Origin of the sequence: Enterococcus sp. FDAARGOS_375 (genome assembly GCF_002393265.1) — a bacterium.
Lineage (GTDB): Bacteria > Bacillota > Bacilli > Lactobacillales > Enterococcaceae > Enterococcus_D > Enterococcus_D innesii.
Window position 1 is genome coordinate 1,851,553 of the sequence record NZ_CP023515.1, and the last position, 14,291, is coordinate 1,865,843.

Genomic DNA, 14,291 nt, shown 5'->3' on the forward strand with positions numbered 1-14,291 from the left:
TGGACACTCACGATAGACGTCTGAGGAAGATTTGTTATAATGGCAGTAATGAAGGATAGGTGAAAAGAATGGTTTACTTAGATCATGCAGCAACGACACCGCTGCACCCAGAAGTAATCAAAGTGATGAGTGAGACGATGCAGACATTTTTTGGCAATCCATCAAGCATTCATCATTATGGTCGAGATGCCCACACTCAATTAGAATTGGCTCGTCAAGCGATCGCTCAGCAGCTAGGGGTCAAGGAACATGAGATCATTTTTAACAGTGGAGGTACCGAAAGCGACAATACAGCGATCATCGGTACAGCCCTTAGCAAACAAGCACAAGGCAAACATATCATTACGACCCAGATCGAACATCCGGCGGTCATTGAGAGTATGCGCTATTTAGAAGGCTTAGGCTTTGAGGTGACCTATTTGCCCGTAGATCAAAAGGGGCAATTGGCCGTCAGTGAAGTTGAGGCTGCCTTACGTCCCGATACGATTTTAGTATCCATAATGACGGCAAACAATGAAACGGGCAATTTGTTGCCGATTGCAGAAATTGGCGTCCTTTTACGGGAGCATCCCGCCGTTTTTCATACCGATGCCGTGCAAGCTTATGGCAAGATCCCGCTTGAAATCAATGAAAACAGCATTGATCTCCTAAGCATTTCGGCTCACAAAATCAACGGACCAAAAGGGATCGGCTTTTTGTATAAACGAGATGGCTTGTCGCTACCTTCGCTACTCCATGGTGGCGAACAAGAAGAAAAACGGCGAGCAGGGACGGAAAACTTGGCAGCCATCATGGGAATGGCCAAAGCAGCTTCTTTGCATACCCCCGAAGCGCAGCAAGCAGCGGCAGAACAATATCAAACGTTTGCCGATGTACTGATGGATACCTTAGCAGCACAAGGCGTCGATGTTCAGTTGAATGGTGATCCAGCACACAAATTGCCGCATATTTTGAATCTGCGTTTCCCAGGTGTCAGCAGTGACTTGCTGCTGATGAAATTGGACTTAAAAGGGGCCGCCATCTCCACAGGCAGCGCTTGTACGGCGGGCAATGTGGAACCCTCCCATGTGCTAGAAGCGATGGTGGGCAAAGAGCATCCAGCTATCCGGGAATCGGTCAGAGTCAGCTTTGGCTATGGCAACACATTGGCGGAAATCGAAGCATTTGCTCAGCTATTAGCAGAAACTGTCTTAGCAACGAAAAAGTAGGAGAACAGCTAGCAATCTCGCTGAAAACTATTTATAATGAAAGAAATGATGTTAAAGAGGTGAAGAACATGGCATTTGAAACAACAGCAACCGTTTTAGGCGCAGCAACCCAATACCGCATTGCTCCTGAAGCAAAAAAATATACGTTGCGGGACAATGGCTTTACAGAAACGAACGGCGGCAACTTCCAATTGATTCGTGGCCTTGAAGCAACACCCCAAAGCAAAGAAGGCTTTAAATTAAAAATCACTGTTGCAAAAGATCTGCAAACCTTCAAGATGTCGATCACGACAGCCAATGGATTAAAAGCAGTCAATATTTTCAAAGATGAACAGCACAAAATGCTGCAAGAAAAATTTTACTTTTTAATGGATGGTTTTATCAGCCGCGGGTTGTTTGTCAAAGCGTAAGCTTTTGTCAAAAGCAGCTATACCGTTCAAAGGGCAAGAAGTGTGTCACTCCGCCAAACAGGCAAGGGATTGATACACTTCTTTTGTATCTTTGCCGGTTTCTTTTTATACTAAAGAAAACAAACCTAAGCCGTTCTCAGAAAGTGGATACGTTGAGACGAGAAAGAAGGAATCCAGATGAAACGAACCTTAAACAAGCAATCAGTGTTAGCCGTTGGAATGGGGACTTGGCATATGGGGGATGACCCAGCCAAGGAAAAAGCCGAGATCGATGCGCTGCAAGCGGGCATCAAAGCCGGAGCGGCTGTCATCGATACCGCAGAAATGTACGGCGAGGGAAACGCAGAAACGCTAGTTGGCAAAGCGATCCAGCCCTTTACACGAGGGGATCTTTATTTGATTTCAAAAGTTTATCCCTGGAATGCCTCCGCAGATGAATTGCCGAAAGCTTTAGACCGCAGTTTAGCGCGTTTAGGCACCGACTATCTTGATCTGTATCTGCTCCACTGGCGAGGAGATGTGCCGTTAGCAGAAACAGTTGACGCACTAGAAGCTGCCAAAGCCTCTGGAAAGATTCGTGCATGGGGCGTCTCTAATTTTGACGTGGCAGATATGGAGGAGCTGTTGCGGTTAGAAAACGGCGATCAATGTGCCGCCAACCAAGTACTCTATAATTTAGGTGCCCGGGGGATCGAATACGATCTTTTGGCTTGGCAGGCAGAGGCTGAGATTCCGGTGATTGCCTACTCACCCATTGCTCAAGGCGATCGGCTAGGGCACCACTTCAAAAATGATGAAGTGTTGAAAGAGCTGGCAGAAGCCAAAGGCTGCACGATTTTTCAGCTGCTTTTGGCATGGACCCTTCGACAACCCCACGTCTTAGCGATCCCCCAAACCAGTGACTCGCTGCATATGCTGCAGAACATTGAAGCTACCAAAATCGTTTTTTCCCAAAGCGAATTGGCGACAATCGATGCACGCTTTCCGGAGCCAACGAAAAAGCAGCCGTTAGCGATGATTTGAAGACCCTAATCACAGAAAAAATCAGTAAAGTAAGGAGCGACTATGAAATTTTTTACGTCTGATACCCACTATTTTCATGCAGCCTTGCTCGGGGTCAATGACTTTGCCCCACGCCCCTTTGAGACAGTGACGCAAATGCATGAAACGATGATCGCCAGCTGGAATGAGGTCGTTGCGGATAAAGATGTCGTCTATCATTTAGGGGATGTCGCGATGCACCCTGATTACGAAGCGGGCTTTCCAGAAATTGCTGCGCTGTTAGCACAGCTGCAGGGCAAAATCGTTTTTATCAAAGGCAATCATGATACCCGAGCTTTCTTTGCGTACTTGCGCAAGCATGATCCTAGTTGTTTGGGAGCCGAAAAGTATGCGTTTGAAGATGTCGGTGTCTTGCTGAAGTTTGCTCATCAGCAATTTATACTGACCCATTATCCTATGCTGCTGGGGATCACCAAAAACAGCCGCAATCTGCATGGGCATATCCATCATCACAGTGTTCCAATTGCTGAGAATCTCAACGTAGGAGTCGATGCGCCGGAATTGGCGTTTCTGTCGCAGCCGCGTCCCTTCGGTCGACCAGTTTCCGAAAATGAACTGGCGGTGCTGTATCATGCAAAACAACAAGAACTTGCCAAGCTAGCTCGTTAACAGATAACAAGAAAAGCAAGCATCCAAACAGATTCGGGTGGCTTGCTTTTTTTGTGATGACTTTGACAGCAAGCTTTGATTAAGGAAATTTTTTTGATAAAAATAAACTTTATATGTAAAAAATAATCGATTCCAAGAGTTATTATTTGATGGATATTTAAGAAATGTGTATGCTTTAAGTAGAAAGCAGTAAAGGAGGTTGCCAATGCGTAAGATTTCTAAAGTGATTTTTATCATCGGATTACTTTTACTCTTACTTGTCTTTTATTTTGGGATCATCGCCAATCAGCAAGCGGCTTCATTGCCTGTTTACTTGATTCCTTTGGATGAATATCCTTGGGTCGGATCTTCCATGAGTATGCTGCTCTTTTGGTTATCTGTTGGCTTTGCTATTTTTACAGTGATCGCACTCTTTGTCGTTTTGTTTTATCCAAAACGCTCAGACCGCTTGATCATTCCCCATAAGACAGGCGATTTAGTGATTCAGAAGAAGGCCTTAGAGCATTTTGTGCTCGAGCGGGTGAAACAAGCAGATTTCATCCATCAGCCATCGGTAAAAATCAAAATCGTCAAGAATAAAGTAGCGGTAAAAATCGATGGAGAAATGAAACAAACAGCAGCCATCCCGCAAAAACAAGAAGCTTTGGTTGGTGAGATCAGCAGCAGTCTGCAGCAGCTTTTCGGTATCGAAAGCAATATCCAAACGGAAGTTGTTTTAAAAGATACGCAAGAAACGCCAGCAGCCCATGACCAACCGCGTGTAGTTTAGGAGGAACAGGTATGAGTGAATGGTTCTACCACTATAAGATCCCGCTTATCTTTGCAGGTTTCGGTTTGATCCTAGCGATCCTGTTTCTAACGATCGGCTTTTTGAAAACCATACTGCTGGTGCTGTTTACGGCACTAGGTACGTATCTGGGATTTTATCTCAAAGAAGTCGGATTCTTTGAACAATTTCAAAGACCGCGCCGTTAACTTTGGTAACATTATTAGTTTAATTTATATCAAGATTATAGTAGGAGGAATGTACGATGGAAAACCAAACAAAACCAACAACAGGTGTTAAAGGAGAATTAACTTACGAAGATAAAGTGATTCAAAAAATCGTAGGCATTGCATTAGAATCTGTAGACGGACTCTTAACAGTCGATGGCGGTTTCTTCTCAAATATTGCAGGTAAATTAGTCAACACCGATGATGTGACTTCAGGGATCAACGTTGAAGTTGGGAAAAAACAAGTGGCAGTCGATCTTGATATCGTTGCAGAATATGGCAGCGACATGACCACGATCTACGACCAAATCAAAGATGTTGTTTCAACACAAGTCAACAAAATGACGAATTTAGAAGTCATCGAAGTAAACGTGAATGTAGCAGATGTCAAAACACGTGAACAATTCGAAAAAGACTCTGAAACAGTTCAAGACAAAGTAAGCAGTGCGGCAGAAACAACTGGCGACTTTGCGTCAAAACAAACACGTAAAGCCAAAGGTGCCTTCAACCGGACAACGACGCGTATTCAAGAAAACAACGAACCACGCGTTCAATAATAGTAAGATAAGCAAAAGACTAGCTTCGGCTAGTCTTTTTTTGTCCCACAAAAGGTGTATTTTTGCAGCTTCAGCCGATCAGAACATCAAAGCCAAAAGCTCCAATAATGGATTCCTTCTGCTTGAAAGACATCGTTAGGATAGCTTTTCTCATAATGGGCTTTTTCGGGGGAATCATTAGGATCGAATACTTGGATATTTCCTTCTTTGTTCAAAGCCAATACCATGATATGTCCGGATGTCGTAAAGGTTCCTGCTTGAACCGAGACCACAACGGGGATGCCTTGTGTCATTTTCTCATAGGCAGCCTCAAATGAATCCCCTAAATCGGCAAATTGGTAACCAAAAGCTTCGGCAAACTGAGGAAAGATTTGCCAACTGGTTCCTTGTTTGGGAAGATAATATTGATCGCCAGCCCACTTTAATAGTTTGTCAGGATTCGGCGGATGATCCGTCCAAAAAGCATCGATCATGGCTAAAGAAGCAATAGCGCACCCGTTTGCCGCAAAGGTGTTTTGCTCTTCTCCATATCCATACGGGTTATTGCCCCAACGTTGATCGGTTTGTACAATCAACGGCACTTGCTGCGTGTCTGTCATCGCTTGTTGAATCGCTTGATTGGCTTGGCGAGTGAACTGTTTTGAGACAAGCGCTGTCTGATCAAACGCAGCATCCCTGACCTGATCAATCACGTAATGAATGACAAACACACCACCGATGAGAAAAAGCAGCAGTGCAAGGCTCTTCTTTTTCTTCCCATCGTGTCTCCTAGTTTTTGATGTCCTTGTGTGCGATCGCATGAAATGCCCCTCCTCGTAAAGTAGTATCTAAGAGAAGTATAGTCTTTTTCTAATAACAGCATTTCTGCATTTCCTGAAGAATTTCATACGATTTTATGACAACCATCATTTGAAAAGTAAGTTGTTGCTGTTTGGACAGCTGTCGATGACAGACACAAAAGCAGCGCTTCCTCTATTTGGCTGAGTAGGTGGAATAACAAACAGTAACTTCTCTCCAGATGTCTTTTCTAAAAAAGGAATTTTTAAGAAAAGACAGCAAACAGTGAAGTTTTTTGTGTTTTGTTGTATAATGCAAATTACTGAAAAGTTGCGACCTTCAAATCGTAGATGATTTCAGAATCTATAATTGAAATGATGGTGAAACGATCATGTCTAACGAAAACACCCGGGTGGTGGTTGGAATGAGTGGCGGGGTAGACTCGTCAGTAACAGCACTTTTGCTGAAAGAACAAGGGTATGATGTTGTCGGGATCTTTATGAAAAATTGGGATGATACCGATGAAAACGGTGTTTGTACCGCAACAGAAGACTACAAAGACGTAGCCAAAGTGGCTGCGCAAATCGGGATTCCTTATTATTCAGTGAATTTCGAAAAAGAATATTGGGACCGTGTATTTGAATATTTCCTTGCAGAATACCGTGCCGGACGGACACCTAATCCAGATGTCATGTGTAACAAGGAAATCAAGTTCAAAGCCTTTTTGGATTATGCGATGGATCTTGGTGCCGATTATGTAGCAACCGGCCATTATGCACAAGTGACCGTTGATGAGAACGGCGTGACCCATATGTTGCGAGGCGTGGATAACAACAAAGATCAAACGTATTTCTTAAGCCAATTGTCACAAGAACAATTGAGCAAAACCATGTTCCCACTAGGCGGCATGGAAAAATCAGAAGTACGAGCGATCGCTGAACGGGCCGGTCTAGCAACAGCCAAGAAAAAAGATTCCACTGGTGTTTGTTTTATCGGAGAAAAGAATTTCAAACAATTTTTGAGTAATTACTTGCCAGCGAAAAAAGGCAATATGGTTACATTAGATGGCGAAGTCAAAGGACAACACGATGGCTTGATGTACTACACCATCGGACAACGTCAAGGCTTAGGCATTGGCGGCGGCGGTGCCACTCAAGAACCATGGTTTGTAGTTGGAAAAGACTTAGCAACCAACACTTTGTATGTGGGGCAAGGATTCCATCACCCCGCATTGTATGCAGATCGCTTGGAAGCAAGCCAAATCCACTTTACTACAGAACAAGACCGCGGCACGGAATTTTCATGCACAGCAAAATTCCGCTACCGTCAACAAGATGTACCGGTAACCGTGCGTCTATTAGAGGGAGATCGGGCAGAAGTGATTTTTGACGAACCAGTACGCGCCATCACTCCTGGACAAGCAGTCGTTTTTTATGACGGCATGGAATGCTTGGGCGGCGGTTTGATCGATGCAGCCTACAAAGAAGCCAAAGAATTACAATATGTTTAACCACTAACACAATCAGCCCTAGCTAAGAACACTGAACCAATCAGTTGCACTTAGCTAGGGCTTTTTATAAATCAATTCGAAAATCCGATTGGAGCGAACGCTTTCTATTTCAAAAATTTAGTCAAAATATGCTATAATTTAGTCAGAAAATGAATGTTTTTGATGTATTGGCATTTTTAAAAGAAAGGAGGAGGAGCATGAATCGTACCAAAGCCAATCTCATGAAATGGGGGTTTGTCGTTAGTGTCGTAGGGGTGGTGATGCTTCATCAGACTCAGGTCATTTCAAGCCAAATCAACCATCTTGCCTTAGCCGTACTATTGGGTTTAGCCGGGGATTTGCTTGTTTTTAAAAAGTTCTACTTTTTGTCCTCTCAAATTGCGGGGCATTCCGATCAGTATAATCAAGCAGAAGTCAAGTGGGGCAAAATTGCGGGAGTGGTCGCCTTCTGTATTGCGCTGATCAATTTGATTTTGGTCTTTGTGTGAGTGCGACGGAAAAAAGCCACCAAAAGAAATCTTTGGCGGAAAATGGTTTACTTTGGTCATGATTGATCATCAAATTCGGCTTGATGTGCTTGAAAAAAATGGTAATACTGCTGGACACTAGCTAACTGCGTCCACTTCCGAACATCGACGGGCGTTTGATCCAAATCATAGATTTTGGCTTCCTTTAAAGACAAAACGAAAGGACTATGGGTAGCAATAATGAACTGACACTGTTCATAGCGAACAAAATCTTCCAGTAACTGCACCAGTTCCAGCTGACGCTCAGCAGAAAGAGAATTTTCTGGTTCATCTAATAAGTAAAGGCTGTTGGGACGAATCTTTTCTTGAAAGAAGCGAAAGGCACTTTCGCCATTGGAATATTCTCGGACATTGTCGATCAAGTGCTTGCGGGTGAATTTGGACTGTGTGTTGGATCGTGCAAGATTGATTTTCTTCAATTCATGGTAGTCGTCAAAACCTGTGAAACGAAAGTCCGCATACTTTGCTTGGTAGTATTCTTGAAACACTTCTTCTCGGCGATGATCGATCCCTTGATTCAAATTTCGAATAGCCAGCATGTAATCAAAGACGTCATCGCTGGTCAATAGCACTTTTTCTTGCGGTTCGTCGTTGCTACGAGCAGAACAGTAGGATAGATAGTCCTCGAAAAAATTCGACCGATTATACGCAGCAACGCGCTGCGCGTGGATCTTTTCGGCAATCACGTTCAATGCAGTGGTTTTGCCAGAACCATTGCCGCCATATAAAATCGTGATTGGTTCAAAATCGATCTGCTGAAAACGGCGGGCACTGAGAATCTGAAAAGGGTAGTAAGAATCATAAACGGTTCGTTTGATGGAAAGGAAAAAATCAAACTCGGTTTCTTGATCGGGAAAAGTGATTTGTTCGAGATACATGAGGCACCTCCTAGCAGGTTCGTGGTTGCCATTATTGTAGCATATCCATCACAGATAAAAATTTTTTTGCGAGGTTAAAATAAATCTTGTTTGCTATTTTTTTAATCTTTTACTGTTATATTCACAACAGGAAACTTCTGTGCTAGACTATAGGGGCATAGAAATGATGTAATCTTAAGCAACTGATAAAACGTACAAAAAAAACGAAGGTTTAATGAATTCTTTAAGCGATGTTTAAATGCTGAAACTTATTCCTTGCAAGTTTAAGTAAAAGTGACTAATATGAGGAAGGAATCGTGAAAGGAGCAATGGAATGTATCAAGTAGTAGTCATGTATGGGGACAATGAACCGTGGTGGTTTTTTGAGGGATGGCAGTCAGATATTCAAGAGGCGTTCACATTTGCAACTTTCAGCGAGGCGCAGTCATTTTATGAACAAAAATGGCAAGAAATCAGAGAAGAGTATTCGTACATAAATGCAAAATCAAACTTTATGACGGCTTTTTGGAATGAAGAAGACGAACGCTGGTGCGAAGAATGCGACGATTACCTCCAACAATATATTGGACTGGCATTGCTTAAAGAATATCAGCAAGTCGTCGATGAAAGCAGGAAAGATTTTTATGAAACAACTAATTCTAGCGGAAAAGCCAAGCGTTGCCAAAGACCTCAGCAAAGTTTTGGGCTGTGAGCAAAAACATAAAAATTATTACGAAGGACCCAAGGCGATCGTTACTTGGGCCCTTGGTCATTTATTGGGCTTGAAAATGCCTGAAGATCTAAATAAAGACTGGGCATCATGGCAGATGGAAACATTACCGATGATCCCTAAGTCCATTGGGATCAAGCCGTTGCCAAAAACCGGTCATCAACTAAAAGCCATCAAACAATTGGCTCAAAGAAAAGATGTCGGGGAAGTTGTGATCGCTACTGATGCGGGAAGAGAAGGGGAGCTAGTTGCTCGCTGGATTTTGGAGTGGGTTCGTTTTGACAAACCAGTCAAACGTTTGTGGATTTCTTCGCAAACCCCTAAAGCCATCAAAGAAGGCTTTGCAAAATTGCAGTCAGCCAAGCACTACGACAATCTTTACTACTCCGCCCTTGCGCGGGCAAAAGCCGACTGGCTGGTAGGGTTGAATGTCACGCGGGCATTGACGGTCAAATATCAAGACAATCTTAGTGCGGGTCGGGTCCAAACCCCTACCTTAGCTTTGGTGCGCAGTCAGGAAATGCAGATCGAGAGTTTCCGTCCGCAAACCTATCATGTGATTACCCTAAACGTAGGTGATGCCAAGGCTCGCCTGCAGCAAAAAAATCCTTATCAATTAAAAGAACGCAGCGATGCTGAAGCATTGGTCAAACAGATGAGTCAACAGAATGGTCGCGTGACAGCGATCGAAGAAAAGGTCAAAACAGAAAGTGCACCACTGCCCTACGATTTGACCGAGATCCAACGAGAAGCCAATCAGCGTTATGGTTTTTCTGCCAAGAAGACCTTGTCGCTTGTTCAAAGCTTGTATGAAACCCACAAGATCGTCACTTATCCAAGGACGGATTCCAAGTATTTGACCAATGATATGAAGGCAACCATGAAGGAACGCCTGCAGGCAGTTGCGGATTTTGCCCCAGAAGTCAAAGGATACTTGAAAAATTGTGGACAAGTGGTGCAGCAAGCTGTCTTCAATGATAAAAAAGTCACCGATCACCATGCCTTATTGCCAACGGAACAGCGGGCACGGTATGAAAAATTAACTACCGATGAACAACGGATCTATCAAATGATCGTTAGTCGTTTCTTAATGCTCTTTGCGAAACCTCATAAAAAACAGCAACAGAAAGTGACCGTGACCTTTGGTTCTGAGACCTTTGTGTTCAACCGCAATACCGTGTTAGAAGTGGGATGGAAAACGACTTCCGAAGAAGAAACCAGTGATATAGCTTGGCAAAAAGGCAGCACCGTCAAGCCTGATTTTACCATCCAGAAAGAGTTGACTACACCACCGAAACCGTTGAATGAAGGAACTCTTTTAGGCAAAATGGAAAAACACAGTCTTGGTACGCCGGCAACCCGTGCGGAGATCATTGAAAAGCTGATCAAATCTGAGCTGATGGAGCGGACCCCAAGCGGCTTGCAAGTATCGCCAAAAGGCAAGCAGCTGTTAGTCTTAGTCAATCCATCCTTGGTGACACCAGAATTGACGGAAAAATGGGAGAAGGAACTGGAAGCCATCGCGAAAGGCACCTATTCTGCCCAAACCTTCCTCGCACAAATCGAAGCAGACACAAAACAACTGGTCAAAGAAATCAAGCAAAGCGAAAGCAAGTATCAAGATTTCTCATTGACCCAAAAACGGTGTCCCGAATGCGGCGAACCTTTGCGGGAGAAGAATACCCGTGATGGCAAGATTTATGTTTGCTCCAGTGGCACCTGCAAGTACCGTCGTCGGAAAGACCCGAAAGTTTCAAACCGACGCTGCCCGCAATGCCACCGAAAGATGGAGATCATCGAAGGCAAAAACGGCGCCTATTTCCGCTGTAAATTCGATGGGACCACCGAAAAAATGGCGGATAAAAAGGAACGCAGCAAAAAGCTGTCGAAACACGAAGAACGCCGCTTGATGAACAAAATCAATCAAGAAGAACCGCAAGAAAGCCCATTAGCAGCTGCTTTAAAAGCTGCTATGGAGAAGAAATAACTGCATGAGGTAGAAAATGAAAAAGAGTGAGGACGATTTTGCTGTCCTTCACTCTTTTTTTGCATCCATCCATTCACTCATCTAGGCATTTTTTTGACGGTATTCTTTCGGTGAGATTTTTTCTTTCTTTTTGAACAAAAAGGAAAAATAATTTGGGTCATTGTAGCCAACATCAAAGGCGATCTCAGATAGCCGCAGATTGGTCGTTAACAGCAGTTCCTTAGCTAAGGTCAACCGTTGCTCGGTCAAGTATTCGATAAACGTAGAATCAGTGGCTTGCGAGAAGATGGTGCTAAAATGTGCTGGACTCAAATGAACTTTTTCAGCAACTACATTTAAGGAAATATTGGGATCAGAAAAGTGCTCACTGATAAAGGCTTTGGCTTGATTGATGACGCTTTGATATTTCGCCATTGCAGGATTGATGGGTTGTTTAGTCAATAATGGCAACAGTTCTGCCAGAGTCGTTTGATAGTTCTCTGGCTCATGGGTCAATGCCGCTAGATAATCTAAGTCATGGGCGTGCTGAACGATCTGGGGCAGTGAATGACTGTCTTTTTTCTTCAACAATGCTAGCAGTTCGACTAAGACGAACAAACGGTACATTTGCGTTCGCTCAACGGTTCCTTGAGGCGCCATCAATTCAGCGATCAGCTCAGGGATCGTCTGTTTCCCAGCATTTGCCAGCCGTGAAGCAAGGTCGGTTTTGAAGGGATTGGTGGGGGATAGTTCCCCTTCGCGAATGTCGTCTTCATAACTGATGATTTTTTCCTTGCGGATGCTGCCATAGGTTTTTAGCATATCACGAGCTTTCTGATAAGAAAGAGAGATACCCGAGAAGCGATCTGCTACCGGTCCAATCGCCACTGCTACTTCTTCCCCAGAACCATGAACGAGGCTTTGAGCGATCTGATAGGCTTTTTCTAAAACTTGTTCTCGGTCGTGGTCAAAAAGTAAAAACTTGATGAAGCGGCTGGACACACTGGAGAACAAGACGGCATCATCTTGCTCATAGGCTTTGGTCAGCTGCTGGCTAAAGCGAGTGTAGTCAGAAAAACTTTGATTGAAGGGGGTTTTTGCTAACAGCACACAAAACTGTTTGCCTGAAAAGCGCCGTCCCAGTTCTTCTGCTTGCAAAAAGGCTTCTGAGATCGTGATCTTTTGTTTAAAGAGGTGATTCAGAAAGTGATTTTTTTTGATTTCCATTTCGAATAAATCGTCTTCTTTGGATAATTGCTGATGAGTGGTTTGTTGTTCATCTAAGTGTTGAACGACGGTTTTGATGGCTTGTTCTAATTCTTCGTTTTTGATGGGCTTGAGTAAGTAATCGTCTGCTTGCAGCTGCAGTGCCGTTTTTGCATAGTCAAAATCATCAAAGCCGCTAACAAAAATAATGCGAACTTGCGGCAATAATTTTTTGGCTTCTTTCGCAAAGACCAAACCATCCATAAACGGCATTTTGATATCGCTGATAATAATATCCGGACGCAGATCAAGGATCGAAGCCAGCGCCAATTCGCCATCGGCGGCTTCATCGCTATAAACGATCGGGTATTGTTTGGCAAGAGTCATGATTTGGTGACGCAAACTATCGCGAATCAGATGTTCATCTTCAACTATGAACACTTTGTACATGGTTGGGTTCCTCCCTTTTTGGTACTGTGACGGTAATCGTGGTGCCTTCTTGGTATTGACTGTGGATCGTCAGTTGCGCTTCGCTGCCGTAGTTCAGCTGGAGACGGCGATAGACGTTATATAGGCCATAGCCGCTCTCAGAGTCGGGGTCGGTGGTTTCCTTAAGGTTACGACGAATCTCCTGCAAACGGTCAGGGTCGATCCCAACGCCGTTGTCACTGATGGTCATTTGAATCTGGTGGGGCAGTTCTGACACTGTGATTCGAATCATACCGACACGGCGGACAAACTTGGTGCCATGATATACGGCGTTTTCAACAAGGGGCTGCAGGACCATTTTCAGGACCTGTAGTTCTGGACTGACGGTTTGATCTTCAATGGTGTAAGACAGCATCCTGCCATAACGGATCTGTAAAATCTTCAAGTAATCATCCACATGCCGCAATTCTTTTTCCAAAGGGATCCAGTCTTGCCCTTTGCTTAGTGAGATGCGGAAAAAATCTGACAGCGCATAGGTCATTTCCGTTGCTTGCTCATAACGGGCAGCTTCGATCAAAGAAACGATCGCATCTAAACTATTATAGATGAAATGTGGAGTGATCTGGGCTTGTAAGACCCGCACCTCACTTTGGGCTAAGTGATACTGCTTCAAGGCATTTTCTTCCAAGAGCCGAGTCAAGTCATCTGCCATTCGATTCAAGCTACTCGTCAGAGTCCGCAGCTCTGGGGTCTCGGGCAGTTCTGCTCGGTAGCTCAAATGTCCTTGGGATAGTTCATTGGAAAGGTCTAACAACCGATCCAGCGGGTATTGCAAATTATCTCGAACAAAGCGCCGGTTTTTATTGATGATCGCAAAGATGATCAAAAGCAACACGACTTGAAAAAGGATCAGCAGCAACACGGATTGGACTAGTTCGTGATTGGTTTGGCTGGCTAAGCTGATCTCTACCCCGACGAATTGCTGCAAAATATCGGATAGCAAATCGATCACCGAATCCACTTGGATCATGACGTATTGGTTTTTTTCCACCGGCTCATCCTTGAGAATATTATCGATCAACTGTTGCTGATAGGTTTCTAAAGAATCGAGCGTCCGAAAGGCGACTGCTAAAATATTGAGCTCTTTGGCAGTGCTGGTATTTTCTTGGATGTGTTGCAGATCGCTCCTTAGTTCATCGATCACATTGGTTTTTTGGACTTGTGCGACGGTTTTTTGACCAAAGACTAAATCCCACATTTCTTCCAAGACAATGGCATCGACTTTTTCCGATAGTTGATTGGCTTCTTCAATATTGTTGATGGTATTTTGGTAAATGAAAATCTGCCGCGAGTAAAAGACACTGCTTACTACGAGGGGGATAAAGGCGACGAGGATCATCAGTTTATTCGTCTGTTGAAAGATGCCCTTGATACTTTTTGTTTTCATCTT

15 protein-coding genes are annotated in these 14,291 nt (G+C 43.9%); 11 read left to right on the top strand and 4 right to left on the bottom strand.

The window, feature by feature from the left end; genetic code table 11:
* Positions 1–68 precede the first annotated feature (68 nt).
* From CO692_RS10000 to CO692_RS10035, 7 genes are all read left to right on the top strand, one after another.
* On the top strand, positions 69–1,208 hold the full coding sequence (locus tag CO692_RS10000; RefSeq protein ID WP_096742164.1) for a cysteine desulfurase family protein: 1,140 nt from the start codon (positions 69–71) through the stop codon (positions 1,206–1,208).
* Positions 1,209–1,276: 68 nt separating this feature from the next.
* Positions 1,277–1,618 (top strand): DUF1831 domain-containing protein, encoded by a 342-nt coding sequence (locus CO692_RS10005; RefSeq protein WP_005232263.1) that lies wholly within the window; start codon positions 1,277–1,279, stop codon positions 1,616–1,618.
* Between the two features lie 177 nt (positions 1,619–1,795).
* Positions 1,796–2,641 (top strand): aldo/keto reductase, encoded by an 846-nt coding sequence (locus tag CO692_RS10010; protein WP_096742165.1) that lies wholly within the window; start codon positions 1,796–1,798, stop codon positions 2,639–2,641.
* Positions 2,642–2,683: 42 nt separating this feature from the next.
* On the top strand, positions 2,684–3,289 hold the full coding sequence (locus CO692_RS10015) for a metallophosphoesterase (protein ID WP_096742166.1): 606 nt from the start codon (positions 2,684–2,686) through the stop codon (positions 3,287–3,289).
* A gap of 205 nt (positions 3,290–3,494) precedes the next feature.
* On the top strand, positions 3,495–4,058 hold the full coding sequence (gene amaP / locus CO692_RS10025) for an alkaline shock response membrane anchor protein AmaP (RefSeq protein WP_005232260.1): 564 nt from the start codon (positions 3,495–3,497) through the stop codon (positions 4,056–4,058).
* An 11-nt stretch (positions 4,059–4,069) separates the two neighbouring features.
* The gene (locus tag CO692_RS10030) at positions 4,070–4,264 is read left to right on the top strand and encodes a DUF2273 domain-containing protein (protein ID WP_005232259.1); all 195 of its coding nucleotides are present in this window, start codon (positions 4,070–4,072) and stop codon (positions 4,262–4,264) included.
* Between the two features lie 56 nt (positions 4,265–4,320).
* The gene (locus CO692_RS10035) at positions 4,321–4,839 is read left to right on the top strand and encodes an Asp23/Gls24 family envelope stress response protein (protein WP_096742167.1); all 519 of its coding nucleotides are present in this window, start codon (positions 4,321–4,323) and stop codon (positions 4,837–4,839) included.
* 86 nt (positions 4,840–4,925) lie between these two features.
* Here the strand turns inward: CO692_RS10035 and CO692_RS10040 are convergent, their stop codons facing one another.
* Positions 4,926–5,639: a C39 family peptidase gene (locus CO692_RS10040; protein WP_096742168.1), complete on the bottom strand. Its 714-nt coding sequence runs from the start codon at positions 5,637–5,639 to the stop codon at positions 4,926–4,928.
* 368 nt (positions 5,640–6,007) lie between these two features.
* On the opposite strand from CO692_RS10040, the gene mnmA reads away from it, so the two are divergent.
* Positions 6,008–7,126 (top strand): tRNA 2-thiouridine(34) synthase MnmA, encoded by a 1,119-nt coding sequence (gene mnmA, locus CO692_RS10045; RefSeq protein WP_086293887.1) that lies wholly within the window; start codon positions 6,008–6,010, stop codon positions 7,124–7,126.
* 197 nt (positions 7,127–7,323) lie between these two features.
* Positions 7,324–7,614: a hypothetical protein gene (locus CO692_RS10050; protein ID WP_226818102.1), complete on the top strand. Its 291-nt coding sequence runs from the start codon at positions 7,324–7,326 to the stop codon at positions 7,612–7,614.
* Positions 7,615–7,670: 56 nt separating this feature from the next.
* On the opposite strand, the gene CO692_RS10055 is transcribed toward CO692_RS10050, so the two are convergent.
* Positions 7,671–8,531 carry an AAA family ATPase gene (locus CO692_RS10055; RefSeq protein WP_096742169.1) on the bottom strand — a complete coding sequence of 287 codons (861 nt, stop codon included), beginning with the start codon at positions 8,529–8,531 and terminating at the stop codon, positions 7,671–7,673.
* Positions 8,532–8,844: 313 nt separating this feature from the next.
* On the opposite strand from CO692_RS10055, the gene CO692_RS10060 reads away from it, so the two are divergent.
* Together CO692_RS10060 and CO692_RS10065 are read left to right on the top strand one after the other, a co-directional pair.
* On the top strand, positions 8,845–9,222 hold the full coding sequence (locus CO692_RS10060; RefSeq protein ID WP_005227251.1) for a DUF1033 family protein: 378 nt from the start codon (positions 8,845–8,847) through the stop codon (positions 9,220–9,222).
* Positions 9,155–11,227 carry a DNA topoisomerase III gene (locus tag CO692_RS10065; RefSeq protein WP_096742170.1) on the top strand — a complete coding sequence of 691 codons (2,073 nt, stop codon included), beginning with the start codon at positions 9,155–9,157 and terminating at the stop codon, positions 11,225–11,227. The genes CO692_RS10060 and CO692_RS10065 overlap by 68 nt, the downstream gene beginning before the upstream one ends.
* A gap of 81 nt (positions 11,228–11,308) precedes the next feature.
* On the opposite strand, the gene CO692_RS10070 is transcribed toward CO692_RS10065, so the two are convergent.
* Together CO692_RS10070 and CO692_RS10075 are read right to left on the bottom strand one after the other, a co-directional pair.
* Positions 11,309–12,862, bottom strand: coding sequence for a response regulator (locus CO692_RS10070; RefSeq protein WP_081118297.1), 1,554 nt, complete (start codon positions 12,860–12,862; stop codon positions 11,309–11,311).
* Positions 12,840–14,288 (bottom strand): sensor histidine kinase, encoded by a 1,449-nt coding sequence (locus CO692_RS10075; RefSeq protein WP_096742171.1) that lies wholly within the window; start codon positions 14,286–14,288, stop codon positions 12,840–12,842. Before CO692_RS10075 ends, CO692_RS10070 begins: the two co-directional genes overlap by 23 nt.
* Between the last annotated feature and the right edge of the window lie 3 nt (positions 14,289–14,291).